Consider the following 24,241-nt stretch of genomic DNA (forward strand, 5'->3'; position numbering starts at 1 on the left):
CGTCTGCTTCGCGGCTGCGCAAGGACTTCCCACTTTCCATCCCACCCTGCTCGGCATCTCACCCTGTGCCGCCTACCGAGCCTTCGGTTGCTGGGGCTAGAACCTGCTGTTCCACGAATCCGGCAAGCCACTCCCGCCGTCACCCACTGCACGTCCCAAAAGAAAAGGGGCGGCCCAGAGGCCGCCCCTTCTTATCCAGCCAGGTAAATCAGTGGGCCGAAGCGCCACTAGCACCCAAACCGGTTTGCGAACGTACGAACTGTGGCAGGAACAGCGCACGTTCTCCTGCAGCCGATTCGGACTTGTCGGTGATCGAGAAGAACCAGATCCCTACGAAGGCCACGATCATGGAGAACAGTGCCGGGTATTCGTACGGGAAGATCGCCTTCTCGTGGCCGAGCACCGAGACCCACACAGTCGGGCCGAGGATCATCAGCACCACTGCGGTGATCAGGCCCAGCCAGCCGCCGATCATGGCGCCACGGGTGGTCAGGTTCTTCCAGTACATGCTGAGGAACAGCACAGGGAAGTTACAGCTCGCCGCGATGGAGAACGCCAGGCCCACCATGAAGGCGATGTTCTGCTTCTCGAAGGCGATACCCAGACCGATGGCCAGTACACCCAGGCACACGGTGGTGATCTTCGATACGCGCAGCTCATCCTTCTCGTTGACGTTGCCCTTCTTGATCACGCTGGCGTACAGGTCATGGGATACCGCCGAGGCACCAGCCAGGGTCAGCCCTGCTACCACCGCGAGGATGGTGGCGAAGGCCACGGCCGAGATGAAGCCCAGGAATATGCTGCCACCCACCGCGTTGGCCAGGTGAACCGCCGCCATGTTGTTGCCGCCCAGCAGTGCACCAGCAGCGTCCTTGAAGGCCGGATTGGTGCTGACCAGCAGGATCGCGCCGAAGCCGATGATGAAGGTCAGGATGTAGAAGTAACCGATGAAGCCGGTGGCGTAGAAAACCGATTTGCGGGCTTCCTTGGCATCGCCAACGGTGAAGAAGCGCATGAGGATGTGCGGCAGGCCCGCAGTACCGAACATCAGCGCCAGGCCGAGGGAAATCGCCGAGATCGGATCCTTCACCAGGCCGCCGGGGCTCATGATCGCTTCGCCGCTGGCGTGAACCTTGATGGCTTCCGTGAACAGGGTATTGAAGTTGAAGCCAACGTGCTTCATCACCATGAACGCCATGAACGACGCACCGGAGAGCAGCAGCACCGCCTTGATGATCTGTACCCAGGTGGTGGCCAGCATGCCGCCGAACAGCACGTACATCACCATCAGGATACCGACCAGCACGACCGCAACGTGGTAATCGAGGCCGAACAGCAGCTCGATCAGCTTGCCGGCACCGACCATCTGCGCGATCAGGTAAAAGGCCACCACCACCAGCGAGCCACTGGCTGACAGCGTGCGGATTTCCTTCTGTTTGAGGCGATAGGACGCCACGTCGGCAAAGGTGTACTTGCCCAGGTTGCGCAGGCGCTCGGCGATCAGGAAGAGAATCACCGGCCAGCCGACCAGGAAGCCGATGGAGTAGATCAGGCCGTCATAGCCCGACGTGAACACCAGCGCGGAAATACCCAGAAAGGACGCCGCCGACATATAGTCACCAGCGATTGCCAGGCCATTCTGGAAGCCTGTGATACCGCCCCCGGCGGTATAGAAATCAGACGTCGACTTGCTGCGCTTGGAAGCCCAGTAAGTGATGCACAGCGTGCCACCGACGAAAGCAAGGAACATCAGGATAGCGGGAGTATTGACCGCCTGACGTTGTACGTCACCGGTCAAGGCATCGGCCCACAGAGTGGGGGTCAGGGCCATCAGGGCCAAAGCGGAGAGAATACGGCCGATCATTTGCCCGCCTCATCCAGGATTACCTGGTTCAGGTTGTCGAATTCGCTGTTGGCACGACGTACATAGATGCCGGTCAGCACGAAAGCCGAGAGGATCACGCCGACACCGACGGGAATTCCCCAGGTGATCGGAGAGTCGGGGTTGATGCGGGTTCCGAGCCAGCCGGGCACGAAGGCGATGAGCAGAATGAAGCCGACGTAGATGGCAAGCATGATGGCGGAAAGTATCCAGGCGAATCGCTCACGCTTGGCTACTAACTCCTTGAAATGCGGACTTTGCTCGATCCGCCGGTAGATGCTGTCGTTCATTTTATTGTTATCCTCACCCAGCAGGATGCTGGTTGGGATAACTGTAAATCGGCGCTCAGCCTGCGACAGACGACCTTAGTCGAAGCCCCCGAGCTTTTTAGACCAAAGTCTAATGCCTGGCCCGCAGTCAGCGCCGCTGCTGATACTGCTGCGACCCCTGCCCCGGATACCGCTGAATCTCATAGCCGCTCGGGTATTCGATGCTCTGGCGGATGCCTCCACGGGTCTCGAAGGTCGAGCTGCGCCGGCCACTTTCATAACGGCTCGAGCCGATATCCCGCGGGATGGGCTGGCCACCGTGAATGTCGTAGCGCTCCTGGCGCTCATAGCTGTCGATACTGCCGCTGGCGCCTGGGCTTACATAGGCTTTGGGAATCACGCGGATAGTCTGCGGGGCGCGCTCATCCGCCCACGCGGTCGTACCGGCAAGGAAAACCAGCAGCAGGGTGAAACTGATCAGTGATTTCATCTCGAACTCCGATAACTACAGTGCGCGTCAGGCAACGGCACCTTGCCCCATCCCTACCTGAGACCCTAGCCAGCCCGGATCATTTCCGGCCAAGCGCCTCGCCGATCCCGTAAAAGTGACCGCCGGCCACATGATGGATACTGCGCCAAGCCGGATCGGCGTCTTCGAAGTGCCAACGCCCATCGCGGAATACCCGCGAATCGGCCCAGGCGCCGATCACCTCGCCAATGAACAGGTCATACACCTGCTGGTTGTGCGGCTCAGCGATCAAGCGACAGGCCAGCCACGCCGAGCAGCCCTCTACGAACGGCAGACCCTGACCGCCCAGGGTGAAGAGTTGCACGCCGGAATTGGCCAACTTGTCGGCCTCGTCGTTCAAGCTGCGGGAGCCAAGCTGGTGGGTCAATTCCAATTGCGCAGCCGTAGGTACCTGAATGACGAACTGACCACTACGCTCGATCAGCACACGAGTCGCAGTGATCTTGTCCAGCACCACGGTGAGCTTGGGCGGATCGAAATCCAGGGCACAGGCCCAGGCGGCGGCCATCACGTCGTCAACGCCGTCGTGCCGCGCGGACACCAGCACCGTGGGGCCGTGGTTGAGCAAGCGGTAGGCCTTGTCCAGACTCACGGGCTTGATCGGCTTATCCATGAAAGTACCTCTCTGAAACACCAGAGCGGCAATGTACAACATCGGTCGTCGCGAGCCAGGCTCCGGGCTGGCCAGAAACAAGTTGATCGACAGACTGCCCCTGGCGCCCCAGGCACACTAGAATCGACGCCCGTGCCGGCTTTGATTCAGCCCTCCATCCCATTCGGGCGCCGCGTGACGTCAGACGTCGAGCGCCTGTCAGCAACCAGTGGTGACACCATGATCGAGGTAACCGAAGTTTCCATTGCCCAACTGCGCGCCGCGCTCGAAGCGGGTCGCGTCACGGCGGTCGAATTGGTCAAGGCCTACCTCGCCAGGATCGACGCCTACGACGGCCCGCAGACGCCCACCGCGCTGAATGCCGTGGTGGTACGCAACCCGGATGCGCTGCTCGAAGCCGAAGCCTCCGATGCCCGCCGCGCCCGAGGCGAAACCCTGGGCCCGCTCGATGGCATTCCCTACACGGCCAAGGACAGCTACCTGGTCAAGGGGCTGACTGCGGCCTCTGGCAGCCCGGCCTTCAAGGATCTGCTCGCCCACCGCGATGCCTTTACCGTCGAACGCCTGCGCGCTGCCGGTGCCATCTGCCTGGGCAAGACCAATATGCCGCCCATGGCCAACGGTGGCATGCAGCGTGGTGTCTACGGCCGCGCCGAAAGCCCGTACAACGCCGACTACCTGACCGCTCCATTCGCCTCGGGCTCGTCGAACGGCGCCGGCACCGCGACGGCCGCCAGTTTCGCCGCCTTCGGTCTGGCCGAAGAAACCTGGTCGAGCGGTCGCGGGCCGGCTTCCAACAACGGTCTGTGCGCCTACACGCCGTCGCGCGGGGTGATCTCGGTGCGTGGCAACTGGCCGCTGACGCCGACCATGGACGTGGTGGTGCCCTATGCGCGGAGCATGGCGGATCTGCTCGAAGTGCTGGACGTGGTCGTCGCCGACGACCCCGACACCCGTGGCGACCTGTGGCGCCTGCAACCCTGGGTGCCGATCCCCAGCGCCTCCTCGGTCAGGCCCGATTCCTACCGGGCACTGGCCGCGAATGCCGGCGCCCTCGCCGGCAAACGCTTTGGCGTACCGCGCATGTTCATCAATGCCGACCCCGAAGCGGGCACCAGTGAGTCGCCGGGCATCGGCGGGCCGACCGGGCAGCGAATTCATACCCGCGCTTCGGTGATCGCGCTGTGGGAGAAAGCCCGCCAGGCGCTCGAGAGTGCCGGGGCCGAAGTGGTCGACGTGGATTTCCCGCTGGTTTCCAACTGCGAAGGTGATCGCCCTGGCGCCTCGACGGTGTTCAACCGCGGCCTGGTCTCCAGGGAGTTTCTGCATGACGAGCTATGGGAGTTGTCGGCCTGGGCCTTCGATGATTTTCTGCGCGCCAATGGCGACCCCAAGCTGAATCGCCTCGCCGACGTGGACGGCTCGCAGATTTTCCCGCACGACCCAGGCACCCTGCCCAACCGTGAGGACGATCTTGCCGCCGGCATGGACGAGTACGTACGCATGGCCGAGCGCGGCATCACCCCATGGCACGAGATTGCCACGCTGCCCGATGGCCTGCGCGGGCTGGAGAAAACCCGGCAGATCGATCTCGAGCAATGGATGGATCAACTGGGACTCGACGCTGTGCTGTTCCCCACCGTCGCCGATGTGGGGCCTGCGGATGCCGATGTGAACCCAGCCTCTGCGGACATCGCCTGGAGCAATGGCATCTGGGTCGCCAACGGCAACCTCGCCATCCGCCACCTTGGCGTGCCCACGGTCACCGTGCCGATGGGCGTGATGGCGGATATCGGCATGCCCGTGGGACTGACCTTCGCCGGCCGCGCCTACGACGACTCGGCGCTGCTGCGCCTGGCCTGCGCCTACGAATCGACCGGTTCGAAACGCCAGATTCCACCGCGCACCCCGCCGCTATCAGAGAGCCCGTGATCGAGTCAGGCACATACCTGTGCCATCAGGTCATTGCGCAACGATCCACGTAAACGGCGTGCTTGGATAGCGTGAGAATGCCCTGCTGCCAAACGCAGTCGATATAAAGAAAGGAGCGATAGATTGTCGAGCAAAGGTAAGAATCTGGAAGCGATCGATATTTCGATCGCCTGGGACGGATTCAAGGCATTCCTGCCCATTTCGGCCTTCGTCATTCTGTTCGGCCTGGCCTTCGGGCTTGCCGCCACGCAGTCGGGGCTGAGCATTGATACCAGCATTGCCATGAGCGCACTGGTGTTCGCGGGAGCGTCACAGTTCGCAGCGTTGGATCTGTGGGGAACTCACATACCGCTGGTGCCCTTGGCGCTGACGGTATTTGCGATCAACGCCCGCCATCTGCTGATGGGCGCAACACTGTATCCCTGGCTGAGCAACCTGCCGCCAGCAAAGCGCTACGGCGTCATGCTCGTCGCATCCGACGCCAACTGGGCGATGTCGATGCAGGCGTTCGGCCGCGGGGAGCCAGGCCTGGGGCTTCTGCTCGGTGGCGGCCTGGCGCTGTGGTCAGCCTGGATCCTGGGAACCTGGCTGGGTATCTACTTCGGCAGCGCCATCGATGATCCGGTGAGTTTCGGCCTGGATATGGTCATGGGCTGCTTTCTGCTAGCCATGGTCGTAGGTGGGCAGAAGAACCTGCGGATCCTGGTCATCTGGGCAGTCGCCGCATCCGCCTCCCTGCTGGCCTACTGGTACATGCCCAGCAATAGCCACGTGGTCGTCGGCGCACTGGCGGGCGGCATGCTCGGTGCCTTGTGGATGGAGAAAAAAGCATGATGATCGAATCGGCCGGCAGCGGAGCCATGATCGTTGTCGCCGTCATGGCGGTGGTAACACTTGCAACGCGCTGGGGCGGCATTTTCGTCATGTCGTTCGTACCAATAAACCTCAGAACCCAGCAGTTCATCAGTGCCATGTCCGGCTCCGTACTGGTGGCACTGCTAGCGCCTCTGGCCCTGGAAGGTGACAGCGGTGCACGACTGGCATTGTTGGCCACGGCGATCGTCATGCTGCTGGTCAAGAAACCGCTTCCGGCGATTGCGGCAGGGATACTTGTTGCCGCCCTCGTCAGGCAACTTGGGGCGTGACTCGGTAGATTGGCGCATTAGCCAGCCCACGGATGCACCTCGTTATGGCGCGCCAAAGTTGCGTGCCCGAACATACATGTGCCGTCGGTATGAGCACCAAAGCGAAGGGAGGCCTGCAATAAGGGGAAGTTCATGGGCGGACATCTCGAAGCTACAGCTAGCAACCCATAGCTGAGGCCACACTATGGAAGCGACATCACTTCTCGTTTCTCTTTCAGAAAGTCGAGCAATACACGTACTTTGGAGGGCATTTGCTCCCGTGAGGGCGAGTACAGGTAGAAGCCGTCCTGGCTGTAGGCCCAGTCGCGAAGAACCTGAACAAGGCTGCCATCAGCCAAATGCTGCTGAATGGCGATGTCGACGTGCTGGATCAGCCCAACTCCCTGGACTGCTGCTCGTGTCATGTTCTGGTCGTCGTTGGTTGTGAAGTTCCCGGCTACGGACTGGGTGAAGTACCGCCCCTTACTGCCAGGTTCGTTGAAATTCCAGTTACGGAGCGCACCACTGCCTGAGTTTCGGTAGTTGATGCAGTTGTGTTGTATCAAGTCTTCGGGGGTCCCCGGTACTCCGTGCCGTTCGAAGTAGGCTGGCGAGCCAACGACCACCATGGATATCGCGGAACTGATCGGGACGGCAACGACGTGCTCCGCAAGGCTGTGCCCCAAGCGAATACCGACATCGCAGCCATCGGCGATGATGTTCGACAGGGTGTCGTCCATGATCAATTCGACCCTGACTTGCGGATAACGTCCGTAGAACTCCGCCAGGTGGGGTTCCAACAGCGCCTTCGCCGCCAGGCGCGATGTATTGACCCGAATCAGGCCGGCTGGCGCACCACCGGTCTCGGCCAGGTTGCGAACCGCATGCTCGATCTGGCTCAGCGTGGGCTGCAAGGTGTCGAGCAGTTGCTGCCCTGCCTCGGTCAGGGACATATCGCGGGTAGTGCGGTAAAGCAACCGTACGCCCAGCTGACGCTCAAGAGACTTGAGGTTTTGCGACAGGGCAGCCCTAGACACGCCCATTTCCTCGGCCGCGCGCGTGAAGCTGCCGTGGCGAGCGATGTGAGCGAACCATGCGAGTGAGGGAAGCAGGGACGGATTCATGGGGGCATTGTAAACGCATGCTTATCAGTCATGTCGAAATTGCGGCCTTCTAGATGCTCAGTCCAAGGCGTACCTTCTTTCGTCAGAGAGGGCAGAAGCTCGAACACCAAGCTTCCCCCAATATTTGGCCATCCGCCGTCAGCGTGAGTTTCTTGGAGAACAGGCAATGCGCATGCGCAAGCTCGGCAATAGCGGACTGTTCGTATCCGAACTGTGCTTTGGTGCGATGACATTCGGGGGCACCGACGGCCTATGGGGACAAGTCGGCAAGCTCGGACAGGATGAAGCCGATGCACTCGTTGGTGCAGCTCTAGATGCAGGCATCAATACCTTCGACACGGCGAATGTCTATGCCGATGGTCGCAGCGAAACCATGCTCGGTCAGGCCCTGCGCAACCTCGGTGTGCCGAGGGACGATGTCATCATTGCCACCAAGGCGGCCTCTGCTGTGGGTGAGGGGCCGAACATGCGTGGCACTTCCCGCCGCCACCTCCTGAGCCAGTGCCGTGTGAGCATGCGTCGGCTAGGCCTCGACCATATCGACCTTTACCAGATCCATGCATTCGATCCAGCAACGCCGATCGAAGAAACATTGGAGGCGCTCGACACGCTTGTCCGCGTCGGCGATGTCCGCTACGTCGGCCTGTCGAACTGGGCCGCCTGGCAGGTCATGAAGGCGCTGGGGATAGGTAAAGCACGGAATCTCGCGCCGATCATTTCCTTGCAGGCCTACTACACACTGGTGGGCCGCGATATCGAGCGGGAGATCATCCCAATGCTGGGCTCCGAGCAGGTTGGTCTCATGGTCTGGAGCCCTCTGGCAGGCGGTTACCTGACAGGAAAATATTCCGCGGTGAGCGACGTCGTAGGTGGCAGGTTGGAGGAACTGGACTTTCCGCCAATCGACCGTCGCCGCGGCGAGCCGCTGATAGAGGCGCTGAGAGCCATTGCACACAGGCATGACGCCACTGTGGGTCAGATCGCCATCGCGTGGCTTTTGCATCAGCCGGTGGTGACGACGGTCATCCTTGGCGCGAAGAGCGTCGAGCAACTTTCGCAGAACGTGCAGGCGACCAGCATTCACCTGGACGACACCGATCTCTCCACGCTCGACTCGGTCAGCAAACTGCCAGTCGAGTACCCCGGCTGGCTTCTGGATCGTTCGAGCGAACGGTACTCCTGACCTGAGATCACCTGAATCGACAAGACCTGCGGTTCTTGCGAATCAACCTAGGGTCTGTTGACGTTTCACGCACGGCCGCGCCGGAGCCCGTTTTGCCGCGAGGCAAGGCACGAGCCGCGAAGTTTGGCTGGCCAAATGAGCCGGCGAGAAACGCAGCATCGCGACAAAACGGGCCCGGCCCTGCGGGTTGCGCGGGAAATCTCGCCATGCGTTGTTGGAGGACTTGGCAAGGGAACAACCATTACCGGCGTCCTCCGCCTAGCCTGGCGAGATTTCTCGCAGCAACGCGGCTCGCGCTGAAACATCAACAGACCCTAGTAGCTGGACTCTTTTCAGCGGATTGAAGGAGCGCACTTCTCGAGCGTCTCCATTGGTGGCGTGTCGCCTCCGGATTGTGACCGTGGTGCAAATGAACCAGCAGATAACGGTTCCATTGGCAGCCCAAAACATACATCGCAGCAAGCTAAAAACCGACCAGTGTAAGGAGAGCGTTATGCAGCATGAGGATAGTTTTGGGATCACCAGGCGCCGCATCCTGATCGGCGCGGCCGCCAGCACCGCTGCGGTCGCTGCGTCGGCCATCGCCAGCACGGCCGGGGAGACACGCGATACCGGGCGTGGCGGGAGGGATGAAAACCTGGAGACGTTAGTTGGCAAGCGCGTACTGGTGACGGGGGCGTCGCGCGGCATCGGTGCCGGAATCGCATTGGCACTCGCGGATAAAGGCGCGGACGTGGCCATCACCTATTTGAACTCAGCCAATCAGGCGACCGAGGTTGTCCGGGCAATTGAAGCAAAAGGCCGACGCGGCTTCGCCATCCGGGCCGACAGTGCCGACCCGGACGCGGTAAAAAGCTCGGTCGAAGAAGCGGCCGGAAAACTGGGTGGCCTCGACATTCTCGTCAACAACGTCGGAATCTCCCGTGACGGCGCGTTTGCGAGCATGAGCCTCGCCGATATCGATGCACTTCTGAACGTGAATACACGTGCGGCCGTTCTGGCCGCGCAGGCGGCCATCGCGCATCTCAAGCAAGGCGGTCGCATTATCACCATTGGTTCATGCGTTGCCGAGCGTGTCCCCTTCCCGGGCCTGACGGTGTACTCGATGACCAAGTCGGCGCTCCTGGCCTTCACACGGGGGCTCGCTCGCGAGCTCGGCCCTCAGGGCATCACAGTGAATCTGGTTCAACCAGGGCCGATCGACACAGACCAAAACCCCGCTGATGGTGACTGGGCCGATGTCAATCGCAGCCTGACTGCACTCGGCCGTTACGGTTCGCCGGCCGATATAGCTGCTGCCGTGACCTTCCTTGCAAGCCCTGCCGCCAGCTTCATGACTGGTTCCGTCGTCACGGTGGATGCAGGGTTCAACGCCTGACGGGTAGCCCCTCCCCTGCGACAAAGAAAGCGCCACACTCAGCGCCAAGGGTGTCCTTGGCTCAGTCACTTCGATGACGGCAGCGGGCCGTAGCTGGAACGTTGGCCAATGTGTATGGAGACGTCATGCGGCATGTGGACAAAATCGGCCTTTCCAGGCGCCATATCCTGATCGCTGCGGCCATTGGCGTGGCTACAATCGCGGCACCTGCTATCACCAGGGCCGCACCGAAAGCACGGGTATTCATAACGGGCTCTTCAAGTGGCCTCGGCTTGCTTGCCGGTCAGGCGCTGGCCGAACAGGGGCACCGCGTTGTCCTCCATGCGCGCAATGCGGTACGAGCCGAGCAGACGAAATCCGCGCTTGCGGCTTGTGAGGCGGTGGTCATCGGTGATGTCGCTACCTTGGCGGGCATGCGCTCCGTTGCGGAACAGGTGAACACGCTCGGCCGCTTCGATGCGGTCATCCACAACGTCGGCCTTGGAGATCGCTTGTCAAAGCGTCGAATCGAGACAAGCGATGGACTGTCGCAGCTTTTCGCCATCAACGTCGTTACCCCTTATCTTCTGACAGCGCTGATCCATCGGCCGAACCGGCTTATCTATCTCACTTCCAGCATGCACAATCGAGGCGACCCCAGCCTAGAGGATCTCCAATGGGAAACGCGTCGCTGGAATGAAACGCAGGCCTATTGCGACAGCAAGTTGCACAACGTGCTTCTAGCGCTGGCTGTTGCTCGCCGCTGGCCGCAAGTATTGAGTAACGCGGTTGATCCCGGCTGGGTGCCCACCAGGGGCGGAGGTATCTTTGCACCGGGTGACCTGGCAAAAGGGGCATCCACCCAGGCATGGCTGGCGGTAAGCAATGATGACGCCGCGCAGGTGACGGGCCGGAACTTTCATCATCAAAAGCTTCAGTCCATGCATCCCGCTGCCCAACGAGTGGAGGTGCAAGATCGCCTGATGCACTATCTGGCCGGCATCACGGGAACCACGATTGCCTAATCGCCGTCCATAGCTGCTTCATATCGGTTCTTGCCGATATATTGAAAACGCCAGCGCCGCCGCCTCGAATCATCCGGAACTGCAGCGCTTGCTCAAGGATGCCGCAAAGGTATGCCTCATGGTTCCGCATAGAACTCGACAGACATTTCACAGCATGCACAAAAAAGCCCCACGCAGAGATACTGGCGGGGCTTTCGTTGCTGTCAACGTGCAGCCATGCCGATCGACGCTGTCATGGCAAATCACTGCAAGCCTTTGATTTTAATGGTGCCGGAGACAGGAATCGAACCTGCGACCTTCGCGTTACGAGTGCGCTGCTCTACCGACTGAGCTACACCGGCGGGACGCGCGCATTATTAGCAGGCAACACGTACCACTCAAGCGTTTTTTAGCCAGCCGCCCGGTAACCGCGGTTATCCCACCAGTTCGATGCGGTCTTCATGGATGTGGATCAATCCCTGCTTGTATAGGCCGCCAATCGCTTTCTTGAAGTTGCCCTTGCTGACCCGGAACATCGCGCTGATGCGTTCGGGCGAGCTCTTGTCGCTCAGCTCCAGCACGCCGCCGCTTTCGCGCAGGCGACTGAGAATCTGCTCGCTGAGGCCGTCTGCGGCTTGCTGACCGATTGGTTGCAGGCTGAGGCTGATCTTGCCATCGGCGCGCATGTCCTTGATGAAACCCGGCTGGCGGATGCCGCCACGCATGAAGCCGATCACTTCGTTCTTGTGGATCAGCCCCCAGTGCTTGCCGTTGATGATCGCCTTGAAGCCCATATCGGTTGGCTCGACCACCAGCAGGTCGACTTCATCGCCGGTCTTGTAGGTGGCCGGCACTTTGTCCAGGTAGCGATCCAGCCGCGCGGTCGCGGTGATACGGCGGCTGCGCTTGTCGACGAACACGTGCACCACGCAGTAATCGCCGATCTGCAGCGGGCGTTTCTCTTCGGAGTGCGGCAGCAGCAGATCCTTGGGCAGCCCCCAGTCCAGAAACAGGCCAACGCGATTGATGTCGACCACTTTCAGGCTGGCGAACTCGCCGACTTGTACCTTGGGTTTCTCGGTGGTGGCGATCAACTTGTCTTCGCTGTCCAGGTAGACGAACACGTTGAGCCAGTCTTCCACCTCGCTCGGCGTCTCCTTGGGGATGTAGCGCTTGGGCAGCAGGATTTCGCCATCCGCCCCGCCATCCAGGTACAGACCGAAGTCGATGTGCTTGACGACCTGCAAGGAATTCATACGTCCGATAACAGCCATGGTGCCTACCCTCATTTTCAGGCCGGCAGTTTACCCGAGTCGCCTGCGGGATTCTCGGTAGTGCAAGCCTGGTTCAGAGCAATTTCTGCCCACTGGTCATTGAGTGAACAGCGATGCGCCTCAAGGTGGTAAGATAGGCGGCCATCTTGATTCTCCGAGTAGGTTAAATGGCCGTCATGCGCGTCAAAGCATCCCAGAGCAAAGCTAAACCCGCCCCAGCTGTCGAAACCAGCGAATCGATCAACGCCCAGATAGCGGCGTTTCTCAAGTCCGGTGGCAAGATCCAGGAGATCGCCAAAGGCGTCAGTGGCCAGACCAACGGTCCAGCCAGCCGCCATATTACTATCGCCAAGAAGTAATACCGGTCTGTATCGACCTGCAGCGCCTGCATGCCGGGCGCCAGGTCGGCAACCTTCCCCCCGCCCGCCCGGGCAATGATTTGAACGATATATTTCTCGACTTCGCCGCTTGTCGCTAGCGATGAGCACACGCATGTTTCAGAATGATGTCAGTCCGCTTTCAGCGCGGTCGGTTTTCCGGCTCAGCGCCGTACCTGCTTGCCACGCAATACATCCGATATGACAGAGCTCGAGCGGGCATGTCGATCACTGGCAATTGCTTGAGGAATACAAGTGCGTTCTTTCAGCCCCTGGCTGCAGCGGCCCGTCAGTGCTCTGGCGGCGCTGGCTGTCATGTTCATGCTGCTTCCCCTGATCAGCCGCTACGCACTGGGCTGGTCGCATCCCTACGGTTATCTCTCGGATCTGGCCATCGGCAGCCTGTTGCTGTGGTTGGTACAACGCCGTGGCCTGCTGCTGGGTATTCCGTTGATTCTGGGCTGGGTGACGCTCAACCTCGGTACCGTTGAATTGGTCAGCGCCGTGGGGCGCATGCCGGAGCCGACGGATCTGCATTACCTCACCGACGCGCAATTCATCAGCCACTCGACCCAGGGCGGCGGCCTCACTCATCCCTGGCTGGCTGCCGGGCTTATCGCGGTTTCCCTGGCATTTTTCATTCTCTTCGCCATCAGCCGCAAACACCGCGCCAGCAAAGCATCGCCAGCCTGGCTGCTGCTGCCGCTCGGCCTGTTCGCCGCCCATGGCATCTACCAGTACCGCAGCCCCAGCGAAGCGGATCAGTGGTTGCAATTCAACCTGCCGCACAAATGGCTGGCCGAAGGCATCAGCGCCGCTCAGCTCGACCTCGAGGACTGGCTCACCAAGGGCCAGCCGAACAGCCCGCCAGACGTGACCGGGCTGAACCGACTGGATATGGATGGCACTCCGCTGCTGAGCGAACCCGGCCGCGCGCGCAATGTATTGATCATCATCCTGGAAGGCATTCCCGGCGCCTATATCGCCGCCAGTCGCCGAGCCATCGGCAGCAGCTATCAAGCCGACCCGATGCCACGCCTGAGCCAATGGGCCGAGCGCGGCATGCTGACCAGCGATTACGTACTGCACGGCCACCAGACCATCCGCGGGCTCTATGCAATGCTCTGCGGCGACTACGACAAGCTCGCCTCGGGGACACCGAAAGGCATCGAGCTGCTGGCCAATGCCGAGCGCAGCGCCCAGTGCCTGCCTGCTCAGTTGCGTGAACAGGGCTTCAGTACGCATTTCCTGCAGGGTGCCGGGCTGCGCTTCATGGCCAAGGATCAGATCATGCCGCGCATGGGTTTCGAAAAGACCCTGGGCCGCGACTGGTTCCGCAATACGCCCTACCTCGATTTCGCCTGGGGCATGGATGATCGAGCCTACTTCGAAGGCGCGCTGACCTACGTCGATGGCCTGCGCGAGCAGAAGGCGCCCTGGATGCTGACCCTGCTGACCGTCGGCACCCATCAGCCCTACTCCGCCCCCACCGACTACCTCGACCGCTACCCCAACGCCAAACAGGCAGCCATCGCTTACCTCGACGACGCCATCGGTGAGTTCCTCGATGCGCTGGAGCAGCGTGGCGTGCTCGACGATACCCTGGTGGTGGTGACGTCCGACGAATCCCACGGCATCGAGAACGTGCGCCTGGCATCGGCCTGGGGCTTCAACCTGATGCTGGCTCCGGAGCAGGCTCAGTTGCCGTCGATCAAAGAAGGCGTCTACGGGCACGTCGACCTGACCGCTTCGATCCTCGACTACTTCGCCCTGCCGCTGCCGGCGGACATCGCCGGCCGCTCGATGCTGCGTGACTATCCCCAGGGCCGCGAGATCATTTCCTACACCAATGGCCTGCTGCGCGAGCACGATGGCCACGGCACACTCACCGAATGCAACTTCCAGCAGGTCTGTCGGCGCTATGCCAGCCCAGGGTTCATTGCCGATCATGCGCAATACCTGGGCCGCGTCAGCGGCAAGCCGGCACGCCTGGTGAGCCAGCGTGCCGAGTTGCTGGATCGTTCCCTGAGCGATGGTCAGGGCAATCAGTTGCTGCAGTTCGCCAGTAACGAGCGCATCCGCCTGCGTACCACCCCGGGCGACGACTGGGCCGACAACCTGATTGGCGCCCAGTACCTGGAACTGCCGAAGGGCACGCAGACAACGGTGACCCTGAAGATCAATGCGCTGAAGATGGCGGAGTCAGGCGCTACGCTGCGCCTGAAGACCAAGGAATTCGACCGCGATGTGCTGATCAACATCCCGGAGATTCCGCTCCTGAAGGAAGGTCAACCGCTGGAGCTCAGCTTCGCGTTCGACAACCTCGACACGCGCAAGGCGTTTTCCTTCCACCTGGTGGGTGAAGGTAAAGGCTCCATCGAAATCACCGATTTCAGTGTCGAGACCCGGCCGATGGAAGCCGAACTGCTGGCGGCTCAGGCAGAGAAAAAAAATGCCGAACTGGCGCAGTGAGTCACACTCACTGCGCTCAGTAGATCGCGTAACGCCATTCGATCTCGGCATGTTCGCCACGCACGGGTAGTAGGCGGTGGCGGGAACACATCACGCTCTCCAGGCGCAGGCACACCCTGCATCTGCGCCGTGGTTCACGCGCCAGCGCGACGGATACTCGTGCTCAGACCAGCGCCTCCCGCGGGGCCAAGCCGTCGAACACATCTGCCGTCAACACATCCAGACCGTGCCGATCGAGCACCTCACGAGGATGCTCTTCGCCGGGGAAGGTACTGTCGATCATGCTCAGCAGTTGAGAGCCGCGCGGGGTAAGAATGTAGTTTTCACCGTTGCCACCCTCAGCTTCCGGGCGTGGCTCGATGAAGCCGCCACCGAGCAGCGTGGCTTCGTATTGATCGGCCTGCGCCTTGAGCCCGTCGATATTGCGCACATCCTGCCCGGCCTGTTGTAGCGCCTCGGCCAGTTCCTCGGCGCAGCGGCGCGGCACGAACGCCTGGCCTGCGCTGTTCTGCACCTCGTGCAACATACGCTCGATAAGATCCCAGTTATGGGTTTGGGTCTGAGTCGTCATGTCATCATCTCCCATCACTCTGGCACCCGATGGGATATCGGGTACAGCGCCCACAGGGGCCTATAACGTTGTGAACCGCTGCACTTGGCAAGGTTCGCCCTATCTATCTGCCAAAACATGCCCTGAACCAAGGGCAAACGGCGCAAGTCTGAGGCGAATCCCCCGCACAAAGGACTCCCCCCATGCTCCGCCGGCCACCGCTGCGCCCCGTTCTCAGCGCTCTGCTCCTGGCGGCCGTCGCACCGTCGGTGCTGGCGGCCGAACCGCTGCGGCTCAAGCATCTGTACCGCTGCGAAGACATGCTGGATCGCCAGCGCCAGACCTTCTGCCTGGACACACGCGGCATGGCGAGCGGCGATCTGCAAGTGCTGCTCGATGGCAAACCGCTGCCCGCCAATGCAGTCGACAGGCGCGATGGCCTGCGTATCAGCCTCGACAACGACCGCTACCGCAGCGGCCCGCTATGGTTGCAACAGGGCGACGCCGTCAGTAACCCGGTATGGCTGTCCATGGCGGGAAGCCATGTATTGGCTGCCAAGCCCGGTGAAGTGGCCAGGAACATGGATGGCCTGAACACCTACATCGATCTGGTCAGCGTGGTCATCGAGGAAGACGCTCAGGGCCTCGATACGGCCAAGGCGCTGGCGAAGAAATACGGTGCCGAAGTGGTCGGCGCGATTCCACCGCTCAATACCTTCCAGTTGCGCCTGCCCGCCAAGGATCTGATCCAGCGTGATGCCCTGGTGCTGCGCCTGGGCAGCGAGCTGAGCGTCGATGCCGTGGTGATCGAGGAATCCTCTGCCGAGGAACAGGAAGCACCTGCAGGCGAATCCGCGGATGATCATCTCGACGAAGAGGAATGGACGGCGAACCGTTTTCTCGATGCGGTGAATTACTACCAACGGCGCATTCCGTCGAAGCGTTCGCCTATCGAAACCAAACCCGTGCGCATCGGGCTGATCGAACGCGACGTCGACTTCGACGCCCCTGACTTCAAGGACTACCTTGGCGCTGCCGAACGCAAGGACAATACACCCCACACGCGGCTGTACAGCCGCGACGCCGACAAACCGGACGGCCATGGCACCACCGTCGCCGGTATTCTCGCCGCACGCTGGGATGAAGGCGGCAACACCGGCTTCCTGCGTGGCCTAGACGGCGCAGGCCCGGGCTTCGAGGTGATCGTCGACCGCAATTCGGATGCCGGCATCACCGCCAACATCGCCGCCTCGGTCAACCTGGTAGAAGACGGCGTGCGAGTATTGAACTGGAGCTGGGGTATTCACCGCGTCGGCGCCAGGAACATCCATGGCGACGAGATCGACTCGCTGGTGCGCTCCGGCGTGGCGATGAGCGGTTACGAGGAGCTGCTGGAAGAGTTCTTCCTGTGGTTGCGCCGCGAACACCCGGATGTGGTGGTGGTCAACTCCGCCGGCAACGGTGCGTCCTACTCCGGTGCCGACGATTACCGCCTACCCTCCTCCTTCATCACCGAACAGTTGTTCGTGGTCGGCGGCCACCAGCGCAGCGACCACCAAGACGTGGCAGTGAGCGACCCGGCTTACGTTACCCCACGCAGTTCCTCGAACGTCGACACCCGTGTCGACATCACCGCAGCGGCCTGCGTGCGCGCCTCCACTGCCGATGAAAACCGACAGGGCAGCGTGCATTGCGGCACCTCCTACGCCACGCCACTGGTGGCCGGCGTGGTCGCGGCGCTGATGTCGATCAACCCCGAGCTGCATCCGGATCAATTGCGCATGCTGCTGCGTCGCAGTGCCATGACCATCGGTGAGGAGTTCGACTTCGAGCCCGCCGATGCCGATGACCTGACCGCGCCCATTCTGCCGTCCGAGCGCGATTTCAACATGAACGACAAGGACATCGGCCGCTCGGCTCGGCTGGATATTCAGAAGGCACTGGATCTGACGGTCAGAAGCCTGGATCGGGCGAGATGATACGTCGGGCAAAAGCCTGAACCTTCACGCTGAGCGGGCACTCAACCGCACAGCCATGCCCGTACCAAGCGTGAGGAATTGAGCATGATCAAGCATATCGCGCCACTCTGCGGCCTGGCCCTGGCCCTCTACGGCGTTGGCCAGGCGCAGGCCTGCACTGCCGACGAAGCCGCCGCCAAAGCACAGGAGCTGGCGGCCAAAGTCGAGGAAATCACCCAGCGCGATCCCGAGCGGGCCGCGTTGCTGCGTCAGGAACTCAAGGAAGCAGAGCCGCAGACCGAAGCCGAGAAGCTCGGCACCGATTGCGATGCGTACGACCAGCGTCTGCGCGAACTCGAAGAGATCGGCGGCGAGATCGAGGAGCAGGTGGAGTGAGGCTGGCACCGACAGTCGCGGCATGAAACGCGCCCGCCGGTACCCCGAGCGGATCAGGCGTCGGTGGAAGGCGTCTTGCGCTTGAGTGGCGCCAGGCCGTCCTGGCTGACCAGGGTCGGTGCGTCGCTCTTCGGCTTGTTCACCGTATTGCGTTTGGCCGGGGTTTTCGCCGCTGGCTTCTTGGCGATCTTCTTGCCGGTCTTCGGGTCGACCTTTTTCTTCTTGGGGCCGGCTGCCTTGCCGGACGCCTTGAGATTCTTCGGCCCCTGATAGCTGCCCTTGAGTTCCTTGATGCTGCGACGTTCGAAGCGCTGCTTGAGGTAGCGCTCGATGCTCGACATCAGGTTCCAGTCGCTATGGGTGATCAGCGAGATCGCCAACCCTTCGCTACCGGCACGGCCGGTTCGCCCGACGCGGTGCACGTAATCGTCACCGGAGCGTGGCATGTCGAAGTTGATCACCAGATCCAGACCGTCGACATCCAGGCCGCGGGCGGCCACGTCGGTGGCCACCAGCACTTTCACCGCGCCCTGACGCAGGCGGTCGATGGCCAGCTTGCGATCCTTCTGATCCTTCTCGCCGTGCAGTACGAAGGTCTTGAATTCCTTGGCCACCAGCTTGCCGTACAGGCGGTCGGCCTGGGCGCGGGTGTTGGTGAAGATGATTGCCTTGTCGTAGGTCTCGTTGCTCAGCAGCCACTCGACCAACTGTTCCTTGTGGTAGTTGTGGTCGGCGGTGATGATCTGCTGGCGCGTGCCCTCGGCCAATTCGCTGACCCGGTTGAGCTGCAGGTGCAGCGGGTCGCGCAAGACCTTGGCGACCACTTCACGCAGGCCGGCACCGCCGCTGGTGGCGGAGAACAACAGGGTCTGATGCGCGTTGCCACAGAGTTCCGCCAGACGCTGCACGTCTTCGGCGAAGCCCATGTCGAGCATACGGTCGGCTTCGTCCAGCACCAGCATTTCCACGTCTTCGAACAGCAGGTTGCCAGCGTTGGCATGCTCGATCAGGCGGCCTGGGGTACCGATCAGGATGTCGATCTTGCGCAGCACGGCGGCCTGCACCTTGAAGTCTTCGCCGCCCGTCACCAGACCGGCCTTGAGGAAGGTGTACTGGGCGAAGCGCTCGACTTCCTTGAGGGTCTGCTGGGCCAGCTCGCGGGTCGGCAGCAGGATCAGCGCACGCACGCTCAGGCGCGCCTTGGAATTGCCGTCACCGAGCAGGCGATGAAGCATCGGCAGCACGAAGGCGGCGGTCTTGCCGCTGCCGGTCTGGGCGGTTACGCGCAGATCCTTGCCCTGCAGCGCAGGCGGAATCGCTGCCACCTGCACCGGAGTCGGCTCGACGAAATTAAGCTCGGCCACGGCTTTGAGCAGGCGTTCATGCAAGGCAAATTGGGCAAACACGGGGCAAACCTCGATGCAAATGTTAAATCAGCCGTATAGGTTACCGCGTTCGCGCCCTGGGGCCGAATGCTTTCTCCACCCGGGTGTTTGAAAGCTGTCAGATGGGTGGGCGCATGCGCCGTTGCTTGATCAGCAAACGCCCGCTATCCCAGCCCACCAGCACCACCGCCAGCCAGATCGGCAGGTAGGTGAGGAACTGGCTGGAATCGAACCGCTCGCCCAGGAAGACCAGGCTGACCATGAACAGCAGCACCGGCTCCACGTAACTGAGGATGCCGAACAGGCCCAACGGCAGTAACCGTGACGACGCCATCATCGCTGCCAGGGCGATGGTGCCCAGCAGCGCCATGCCCGGCACCAGCCACCACAGTCGCGGAAACTCGCCGAACGCGTCATCCGGCGCCCACTGCAGGATCAGCCAGATGGCCAGGGGTGCCAGCACCAGCATTTCCAGGATCAGGCCGGACAGCGCATCCAGGCGCATCCAGCGGCGCAGCATGAAATACGGCGGATAGCCCAATGCGGTAACCAGCGTCACCCAGGAAAATGCCTGGGAACGCCACAGCTCATGCAGCACACCGGCGAAGGCGCAGGCGACTGCGATTTTCTGCAAGGGACGCAGACGCTCGCCATAGAACACCCTGCCGACCAGCACCATGGCCAGCGGCAACAGGAAATAGCCCAGCGAAACATCCAGCATGTGCCCGGTCAGCGGTGCCCACACGAACAGGAACCACTGCACGCCAATCAGCGCGGCCGAAAGCGGCAAGGCGGCCAGCAGCAATGGCTCGTTGCGCAGGCGCTGCAGCACGGCGAGCAACACCGGCCACTGACGCAATACGGTGACCAGCAGCAATACCGCCGGAACCGACCAGAGCACGCGCTGGGCGAACACCTGCCAACCGTCCAGCGGGGTGAGCATCTGCACGTAGCCGGGGATCAGAGCGAACAGGATCGAGGCGCTGACAGAGAGCACCACACCACGTCCGGAAAGCGTCATCACGCACCTCGAAGGAAAGAAAGCCAGCCGCGTTTTCAGCCTATCAGTTGCCCTGAGAAGGCGACGCCGAGACGGCGCAGGCAGATACGTCAGCGCCGTTGCGCGAACGGCGGCGCACCATAACGGTTCAGCGCACGGCAAACAATCACCTGCTCCTGTCCGCCTGAATCCCAGGCAAAAAAAGGGAATCGGCGAGGCGATTCCCTGGAAAGCCGCACCCAGGAGCACCGGGTACGAATGGAGACTGGAGTCAGATGACCTGAGTGAGGCGCAGCTCGGCGGCTTCCAGCCCCTTGGCCATGAATTCGGCTCCCAGGTTGAGGCCCTCGGCATGAATGAAGGTAACGTCGTGGATGCCCATGAAAGCCAATACCTGGCGCAGATAAGGCTCCTGATGATCCTGGCTGCCGCCCGCGTAGATACCACCGCGGGCTGTAAGCACGAAAGCGCGCTTGCCATGCAGCAAGCCCTGAGGGCCGTTTTCGCTGTAACGGAAGGTCGCCCCGGCACGCAGCACATGGTCGAACCAGGCCTTGAGCGTGCTGGGAATGGCGAAGTTGTACATCGGCGCAGCCAGCACCAGCACATCGGCCGCCAGTAGCTCGTCGATCAGCCCATTGGCGCGCTGCAACGCCGCACACTCGGCCGCGCCATGGCTTTCAGCAGGCTGCGTCCAGGCGTTGAGCAAGGTGCCATCGAGATGGGGCAGCGGCTCGACGCCCAGATCACGACGGCAGATACGATCGCTCGGGCGCCCCTCGCACCAGCGCGCCAGAAAGCGCTCGGTCAGTTGTCGTGAAACCGAACCATGCTGACGCGCACTGCTTTCAATCACCAGTAGCTGGGCCATGGGTCGCTCCATCGATAGGCGGGTGTCAGACGATGGAGGCGAGACTAGATACACGAGGTTCGATAATAAAGCGTAAATATCCACCGCTAAATATCGACGAAGTTGATTTGTTTGGAAACACTCCCTAGGCTGCTCGGGGCTTCAGGTTACTGCGGCTCGCAGGTGAGCTGTACACGCAGGCGGATGATGCTGCGGGCGAATTTAACCGTCAGGTTGCCGCTCTGCCCGGCCGCCAGGTTCACGCTGCGGGTACGCGGCGCTTCGGGGCCGTTGCGAAATACCGCTTTGCAGGAGGCAGCCGTTTCGCCGTAGTTCTGCACCAGCACCGCCGCCATGTTGTGGTCGATTTCCTGGGAGCTGGCCGACACTTCGGCACCATTGAGCTGCTTCTCCAGCTCGATGGGATAGGCCTGCGCTGCCAGTGGCAGCAAGGCGATCAGCGCACAATAGAGTTTTTTCATGTCCAGCCTCCAACGGTGGGCTGTCAGTTTAGGGCCAGTACCCTGCCTGTGCACAGGGACTGGTGAAGGAGATGAGATGAAGGCCCCACGCGTAACCCTCGATCAGTGGCGCACCCTGCAAGCGGTGGTCGACCATGGCGGCTTCGCCCAGGCCGCCGAGGTGCTGCACCGCTCGCAATCGTCGGTCAGCTATACCGTGGCGCGCATGCAGGAACAACTGGGCGTGCCGCTGCTGCGCATCGACGGGCGCAAGGCAGTGCTCACCGAAGCCGGCGATGTACTGCTGCGCCGCTCCCGGCAACTGGTCAAGCAGGCCAGCCAGCTCGAAGACCTGGCGCATCACATGGAACAGGGCTGGGAGGCCGAAGTTCGTCTGGTGGTCGACGCCGCCTACCCGAGTGCCCGTCTGGTGCGCGCACTCACTGCCTTCATGCCGCAAAGCCGTGGCTGCCGGGTACGCCTGCGCGAAGAAGTACTGTCAGGCGTCGAGGAAGTGCTCAAGGAAGGCGTCGCCGACCTGGCGATCAGCGGCTACAACATTCCCGGCTTTCTCGGCTCGGAAATGAGCCCGGTCGAGTTCATCGCCGTGGCCCACCCCGATCACGCCCTGCATCGCATGCAACGGCAGTTGAATTTCCAGGATCTGGAAACCCAGATGCAGGTGGTGATTCGCGATTCCGGGCGCCATCAACCCCGCGATGTCGGCTGGCTCGGCGCCGAGCAGCGCTGGACCGTCGGTAGCCTGGCCACCGCCGCCACCTTCGTCGGCAACGGCCTGGGCTTCGCCTGGTTGCCGCGGCATATGATCGAGCGTGAACTGAGCGACGGCCTGCTCAAGCCCCTGCCCCTGGATAAAGGAGGCAGCCGCAGCCCAGTGTTCTTTCTCTATGCCAGCAAGGACAAAGCTCTGGGGCCGGCCACGCAGATCCTCACCGATCTGATTCAACGTTTCGATGCGGCGCCATTGAACGCCGCCTTCGCCTCCCCGGCGCCGATCGCCTGAGTTCTACCCATGGCCTATTTCGATCACCACGGTTGCAAGCTCTTCTATGAAGAGCAGGGTCAGGGCACGCCCGTCCTGCTGATCCACGGGCTGGGTTCCAGCACGCTGGACTGGGAGCTGCAGATTCCCGTACTGGCGACGCAGTACCGGGTGATCGCGCTGGATGTCCGCGGTCACGGGCGTTCCGACAAACCGAGGCAGCGCTACCGCATCGCCGATTTCGCCAGCGATGCCGCCGCATTGATCGAACACCTGAAGCTTGCGCCCGTGCACCTGGTTGGCATTTCCATGGGTGGCATGATCGGCTTCCAGCTTGGCGTGGACAGCCCGCACCTGCTGCGCAGCCTGACCATCGTCAACAGCGGCCCGGAAGTGAAGGCGAAGAAACCGTCGGACTACCTGGAAATCGCCAAACGCTGGACGCTATCGCGGCTGCTGAGCCTGGACACTATCGCAAAGGCCCTGGCCCGGCTGCTGTTTCCCAAACCCGAACAGGCCGAGCTGCGGCGCAAGGTCGAAGAGCGCTGGCCGCGCAACGACAAGCGCGCCTACCTGGCCAGCCTCGATGCCATCATCGGCTGGGGCGTGCGTGAACGCCTGAGCCGCATCACCTGTCCAACCCTGGTCATCAGCGCCGACCGGGACTACACCCCGGTGGCGCAGAAACAGGCTTACGTCGATGAGTTGCCCAACGCCCGCCTGTTGATCATCGCCGATTCGCGCCACGCTACGCCGCTGGATCAGCCCGAACACTTCAACCGCAGCCTGCTTGCCTTTCTACATGAAGTCGAAAACACTGCTGCCACCTCACCTTAGGACTAGACACGATGCTGAAGAAACTCGCCCTCACTGCCTGCTCGCTGCTGTTCACCGCCCAGCTCATGGCCGCCGAAAACCCGGTGGTGCTGCTGACCACCAGCCTGGGTGAAATCGAAGTCCAGCTCGATGAGCAGAAGGCACCGATCAGCACCAAGAACTTCCTCGCCTACGTGGACAGCGGCTTCTACAAAGGCACCCAGTTCCATCGGGTGATCCCGGGCTTCATGGTGCAAGGTGGCGGTTTCGACGAGAACATGCGCCAGAAGAACACCAACGCGTCGATCAAGAACGAAGCCGACAACGGCCTGCACAACGTCCGCGGCACGCTGGCCATGGCCCGCACCCAGGCTCGCGACTCGGCGACCAGCCAGTTCTTCATCAACCACACCGACAACGCCTTCCTCGACCATGGTTCGCGCGACTTCGGCTATGCCGTGTTCGCCAAGGTGACCCGCGGCATGGAAGTGGTCGACCGTATCGCTCAGGTGCGCACGGGCAACCGCGCCGGCCAGCAGAATGTGCCGCTGGATCCGGTGGTGATTCTCGACGCCAAGCGTCTCTGATACTGCTACCCTCTCCGGGTAACCCGCGTGCCAGAGCACGTGGGTTCACCTCTGAGCCCACGTGCTCATGCCCTCGGGCAGCATTCCAGCCGACA

The 24,241-nt window shown here is 61.8% G+C and carries 24 protein-coding genes and 1 tRNA gene; 13 read left to right on the plus strand and 12 right to left on the minus strand.

Going from position 1 to position 24,241, the window contains the following annotated elements; all coding sequences use genetic code 11:
- Positions 1–208: 208 nt before the first annotated feature.
- The 4 genes from DNK06_RS02245 to DNK06_RS02260 all read right to left on the minus strand — a co-directional run bounded on the left by DNK06_RS02245 (position 209) and on the right by DNK06_RS02260 (position 3,293).
- Complete coding sequence (locus DNK06_RS02245; protein WP_131178429.1) at positions 209–1,864, minus strand: cation acetate symporter; 1,656 nt, start codon at positions 1,862–1,864, stop codon at positions 209–211.
- Positions 1,861–2,172, minus strand: a complete 312-nt coding sequence (locus DNK06_RS02250; protein ID WP_131178430.1) for a DUF485 domain-containing protein — start codon at positions 2,170–2,172, stop codon at positions 1,861–1,863. Before DNK06_RS02250 ends, DNK06_RS02245 begins: the two co-directional genes overlap by 4 nt.
- 127 nt (positions 2,173–2,299) lie before the next feature.
- Complete coding sequence (locus tag DNK06_RS02255) at positions 2,300–2,641, minus strand: hypothetical protein (protein ID WP_131178431.1); 342 nt, start codon at positions 2,639–2,641, stop codon at positions 2,300–2,302.
- Between the two features lie 79 nt (positions 2,642–2,720).
- The gene (locus DNK06_RS02260; RefSeq protein WP_131178432.1) at positions 2,721–3,293 is read right to left on the minus strand and encodes a flavin reductase family protein; all 573 of its coding nucleotides are present in this window, start codon (positions 3,291–3,293) and stop codon (positions 2,721–2,723) included.
- Positions 3,294–3,512: 219 nt separating this feature from the next.
- Here DNK06_RS02260 and DNK06_RS02265 point away from each other — a divergent pair, with 219 nt between their 5' ends.
- From DNK06_RS02265 to DNK06_RS02275, 3 genes are all read left to right on the plus strand, one after another.
- Complete coding sequence (locus tag DNK06_RS02265; protein WP_131178433.1) at positions 3,513–5,225, plus strand: amidase; 1,713 nt, start codon at positions 3,513–3,515, stop codon at positions 5,223–5,225.
- A gap of 123 nt (positions 5,226–5,348) precedes the next feature.
- Complete coding sequence (locus DNK06_RS02270; RefSeq protein ID WP_131178434.1) at positions 5,349–6,059, plus strand: AzlC family ABC transporter permease; 711 nt, start codon at positions 5,349–5,351, stop codon at positions 6,057–6,059.
- Positions 6,056–6,370, plus strand: a complete 315-nt coding sequence (locus tag DNK06_RS02275) for an AzlD family protein (protein WP_131178435.1) — start codon at positions 6,056–6,058, stop codon at positions 6,368–6,370. Before DNK06_RS02270 ends, DNK06_RS02275 begins: the two co-directional genes overlap by 4 nt.
- Before the next feature lie 182 nt (positions 6,371–6,552).
- Here DNK06_RS02275 and DNK06_RS02280 read toward each other — a convergent pair whose 3' ends face one another.
- A complete protein-coding gene (locus DNK06_RS02280; RefSeq protein ID WP_131178436.1) occupies positions 6,553–7,473 on the minus strand; it encodes a LysR family transcriptional regulator in 921 nt (306 codons plus the stop codon).
- A gap of 166 nt (positions 7,474–7,639) precedes the next feature.
- Here DNK06_RS02280 and DNK06_RS02285 point away from each other — a divergent pair, with 166 nt between their 5' ends.
- The 3 genes from DNK06_RS02285 to DNK06_RS02300 all read left to right on the plus strand — a co-directional run bounded on the left by DNK06_RS02285 (position 7,640) and on the right by DNK06_RS02300 (position 11,038).
- Positions 7,640–8,656, plus strand: a complete 1,017-nt coding sequence (locus tag DNK06_RS02285) for an aldo/keto reductase (protein WP_131178437.1) — start codon at positions 7,640–7,642, stop codon at positions 8,654–8,656.
- Between the two features lie 493 nt (positions 8,657–9,149).
- Positions 9,150–10,034: an SDR family oxidoreductase gene (locus DNK06_RS02295; protein ID WP_207389950.1), complete on the plus strand. Its 885-nt coding sequence runs from the start codon at positions 9,150–9,152 to the stop codon at positions 10,032–10,034.
- A 125-nt stretch (positions 10,035–10,159) separates the two neighbouring features.
- Positions 10,160–11,038, plus strand: coding sequence for an SDR family NAD(P)-dependent oxidoreductase (locus DNK06_RS02300; protein ID WP_131178439.1), 879 nt, complete (start codon positions 10,160–10,162; stop codon positions 11,036–11,038).
- Positions 11,039–11,303: 265 nt separating this feature from the next.
- Here DNK06_RS02300 and DNK06_RS02305 read toward each other — a convergent pair.
- A tRNA-Thr gene (locus tag DNK06_RS02305) sits at positions 11,304–11,379 on the minus strand.
- Positions 11,380–11,451: 72 nt separating this feature from the next.
- Positions 11,452–12,291, minus strand: coding sequence for a CvfB family protein (locus tag DNK06_RS02310; RefSeq protein ID WP_131178440.1), 840 nt, complete (start codon positions 12,289–12,291; stop codon positions 11,452–11,454).
- 167 nt (positions 12,292–12,458) lie between these two features.
- On the opposite strand from DNK06_RS02310, the gene DNK06_RS02315 reads away from it, so the two are divergent.
- Both DNK06_RS02315 and DNK06_RS02320 read left to right on the plus strand, forming a co-directional pair.
- Positions 12,459–12,650, plus strand: a complete 192-nt coding sequence (locus tag DNK06_RS02315; protein ID WP_207389951.1) for a hypothetical protein — start codon at positions 12,459–12,461, stop codon at positions 12,648–12,650.
- Between the two features lie 273 nt (positions 12,651–12,923).
- Positions 12,924–15,140 (plus strand): LTA synthase family protein, encoded by a 2,217-nt coding sequence (locus DNK06_RS02320; RefSeq protein ID WP_131178441.1) that lies wholly within the window; start codon positions 12,924–12,926, stop codon positions 15,138–15,140.
- 163 nt (positions 15,141–15,303) lie between these two features.
- Here the strand turns inward: DNK06_RS02320 and DNK06_RS02325 are convergent, their stop codons facing one another.
- Positions 15,304–15,711: a transcriptional regulator gene (locus DNK06_RS02325; RefSeq protein WP_131178442.1), complete on the minus strand. Its 408-nt coding sequence runs from the start codon at positions 15,709–15,711 to the stop codon at positions 15,304–15,306.
- A gap of 182 nt (positions 15,712–15,893) precedes the next feature.
- On the opposite strand from DNK06_RS02325, the gene DNK06_RS02330 reads away from it, so the two are divergent.
- Both DNK06_RS02330 and DNK06_RS02335 read left to right on the plus strand, forming a co-directional pair.
- The gene (locus tag DNK06_RS02330) at positions 15,894–17,669 is read left to right on the plus strand and encodes a S8/S53 family peptidase (protein ID WP_131178443.1); all 1,776 of its coding nucleotides are present in this window, start codon (positions 15,894–15,896) and stop codon (positions 17,667–17,669) included.
- An 84-nt stretch (positions 17,670–17,753) separates the two neighbouring features.
- Positions 17,754–18,044, plus strand: coding sequence for a hypothetical protein (locus DNK06_RS02335; RefSeq protein ID WP_131178444.1), 291 nt, complete (start codon positions 17,754–17,756; stop codon positions 18,042–18,044).
- Positions 18,045–18,097: 53 nt separating this feature from the next.
- On the opposite strand, the gene DNK06_RS02340 is transcribed toward DNK06_RS02335, so the two are convergent.
- The 4 genes from DNK06_RS02340 to DNK06_RS02355 all read right to left on the minus strand — a co-directional run bounded on the left by DNK06_RS02340 (position 18,098) and on the right by DNK06_RS02355 (position 21,761).
- Positions 18,098–19,450, minus strand: a complete 1,353-nt coding sequence (locus DNK06_RS02340) for a DEAD/DEAH box helicase (RefSeq protein WP_131178445.1) — start codon at positions 19,448–19,450, stop codon at positions 18,098–18,100.
- A 97-nt stretch (positions 19,451–19,547) separates the two neighbouring features.
- On the minus strand, positions 19,548–20,450 hold the full coding sequence (rarD, locus tag DNK06_RS02345; protein WP_131178446.1) for an EamA family transporter RarD: 903 nt from the start codon (positions 20,448–20,450) through the stop codon (positions 19,548–19,550).
- A 250-nt stretch (positions 20,451–20,700) separates the two neighbouring features.
- On the minus strand, positions 20,701–21,300 hold the full coding sequence (locus tag DNK06_RS02350) for an FMN-dependent NADH-azoreductase (RefSeq protein ID WP_131178447.1): 600 nt from the start codon (positions 21,298–21,300) through the stop codon (positions 20,701–20,703).
- A gap of 146 nt (positions 21,301–21,446) precedes the next feature.
- A complete protein-coding gene (locus DNK06_RS02355; protein ID WP_131178448.1) occupies positions 21,447–21,761 on the minus strand; it encodes a 3-phosphoglycerate kinase in 315 nt (104 codons plus the stop codon).
- 76 nt (positions 21,762–21,837) lie between these two features.
- Between DNK06_RS02355 and DNK06_RS02360 the strand changes: the two genes are divergently transcribed.
- Genes DNK06_RS02360 through DNK06_RS02370 form a run of 3 tightly spaced genes read left to right on the plus strand, consistent with a single transcriptional unit; the run spans position 21,838 to position 24,146 of the window.
- On the plus strand, positions 21,838–22,764 hold the full coding sequence (locus DNK06_RS02360; RefSeq protein WP_131178449.1) for a LysR family transcriptional regulator: 927 nt from the start codon (positions 21,838–21,840) through the stop codon (positions 22,762–22,764).
- 9 nt (positions 22,765–22,773) lie between these two features.
- A complete protein-coding gene (locus DNK06_RS02365) occupies positions 22,774–23,580 on the plus strand; it encodes an alpha/beta fold hydrolase (RefSeq protein ID WP_131178450.1) in 807 nt (268 codons plus the stop codon).
- Between the two features lie 11 nt (positions 23,581–23,591).
- Positions 23,592–24,146, plus strand: coding sequence for a peptidylprolyl isomerase (locus DNK06_RS02370; RefSeq protein ID WP_131178451.1), 555 nt, complete (start codon positions 23,592–23,594; stop codon positions 24,144–24,146).
- Positions 24,147–24,241 lie beyond the last annotated feature (95 nt).

Origin of the sequence: Phytopseudomonas daroniae (assembly GCF_004327285.1) — a bacterium.
Taxonomy (GTDB): domain Bacteria; phylum Pseudomonadota; class Gammaproteobacteria; order Pseudomonadales; family Pseudomonadaceae; genus Aquipseudomonas; species Aquipseudomonas daroniae.

What these genes read in the sequence shown, in the direction of transcription:
- DNK06_RS02295 (WP_207389950.1), top strand. Translation starts at nt 9,150, where the DNA reads ATGCAGCATGAGGATAGTTTTGGGATCACCAGGCGCCGCATCCTGATC.
- DNK06_RS02265 (WP_131178433.1), top strand. Translation starts at nt 3,513, where the DNA reads ATGATCGAGGTAACCGAAGTTTCCATTGCCCAACTGCGCGCCGCGCTC.
- DNK06_RS02325 (WP_131178442.1), bottom strand. Translation starts at nt 15,711, where the DNA reads ATGACGACTCAGACCCAAACCCATAACTGGGATCTTATCGAGCGTATG.
- DNK06_RS02360 (WP_131178449.1), top strand. Translation starts at nt 21,838, where the DNA reads ATGAAGGCCCCACGCGTAACCCTCGATCAGTGGCGCACCCTGCAAGCG.
- DNK06_RS02285 (WP_131178437.1), top strand. Translation starts at nt 7,640, where the DNA reads ATGCGCATGCGCAAGCTCGGCAATAGCGGACTGTTCGTATCCGAACTG.
- DNK06_RS02370 (WP_131178451.1), top strand. Translation starts at nt 23,592, where the DNA reads ATGCTGAAGAAACTCGCCCTCACTGCCTGCTCGCTGCTGTTCACCGCC.
- DNK06_RS02355 (WP_131178448.1), bottom strand. Translation starts at nt 21,761, where the DNA reads ATGAAAAAACTCTATTGTGCGCTGATCGCCTTGCTGCCACTGGCAGCG.
- DNK06_RS02245 (WP_131178429.1), bottom strand. Translation starts at nt 1,864, where the DNA reads ATGATCGGCCGTATTCTCTCCGCTTTGGCCCTGATGGCCCTGACCCCC.
- DNK06_RS02250 (WP_131178430.1), bottom strand. Translation starts at nt 2,172, where the DNA reads ATGAACGACAGCATCTACCGGCGGATCGAGCAAAGTCCGCATTTCAAG.
- DNK06_RS02260 (WP_131178432.1), bottom strand. Translation starts at nt 3,293, where the DNA reads ATGGATAAGCCGATCAAGCCCGTGAGTCTGGACAAGGCCTACCGCTTG.
- DNK06_RS02255 (WP_131178431.1), bottom strand. Translation starts at nt 2,641, where the DNA reads ATGAAATCACTGATCAGTTTCACCCTGCTGCTGGTTTTCCTTGCCGGT.
- rarD (WP_131178446.1), bottom strand. Translation starts at nt 20,450, where the DNA reads ATGACGCTTTCCGGACGTGGTGTGGTGCTCTCTGTCAGCGCCTCGATC.
- DNK06_RS02330 (WP_131178443.1), top strand. Translation starts at nt 15,894, where the DNA reads ATGCTCCGCCGGCCACCGCTGCGCCCCGTTCTCAGCGCTCTGCTCCTG.
- DNK06_RS02365 (WP_131178450.1), top strand. Translation starts at nt 22,774, where the DNA reads ATGGCCTATTTCGATCACCACGGTTGCAAGCTCTTCTATGAAGAGCAG.
- DNK06_RS02310 (WP_131178440.1), bottom strand. Translation starts at nt 12,291, where the DNA reads ATGGCTGTTATCGGACGTATGAATTCCTTGCAGGTCGTCAAGCACATC.
- DNK06_RS02350 (WP_131178447.1), bottom strand. Translation starts at nt 21,300, where the DNA reads ATGGCCCAGCTACTGGTGATTGAAAGCAGTGCGCGTCAGCATGGTTCG.
- DNK06_RS02275 (WP_131178435.1), top strand. Translation starts at nt 6,056, where the DNA reads ATGATGATCGAATCGGCCGGCAGCGGAGCCATGATCGTTGTCGCCGTC.
- DNK06_RS02280 (WP_131178436.1), bottom strand. Translation starts at nt 7,473, where the DNA reads ATGAATCCGTCCCTGCTTCCCTCACTCGCATGGTTCGCTCACATCGCT.
- DNK06_RS02300 (WP_131178439.1), top strand. Translation starts at nt 10,160, where the DNA reads ATGCGGCATGTGGACAAAATCGGCCTTTCCAGGCGCCATATCCTGATC.
- DNK06_RS02315 (WP_207389951.1), top strand. Translation starts at nt 12,459, where the DNA reads ATGGCCGTCATGCGCGTCAAAGCATCCCAGAGCAAAGCTAAACCCGCC.
- DNK06_RS02335 (WP_131178444.1), top strand. Translation starts at nt 17,754, where the DNA reads ATGATCAAGCATATCGCGCCACTCTGCGGCCTGGCCCTGGCCCTCTAC.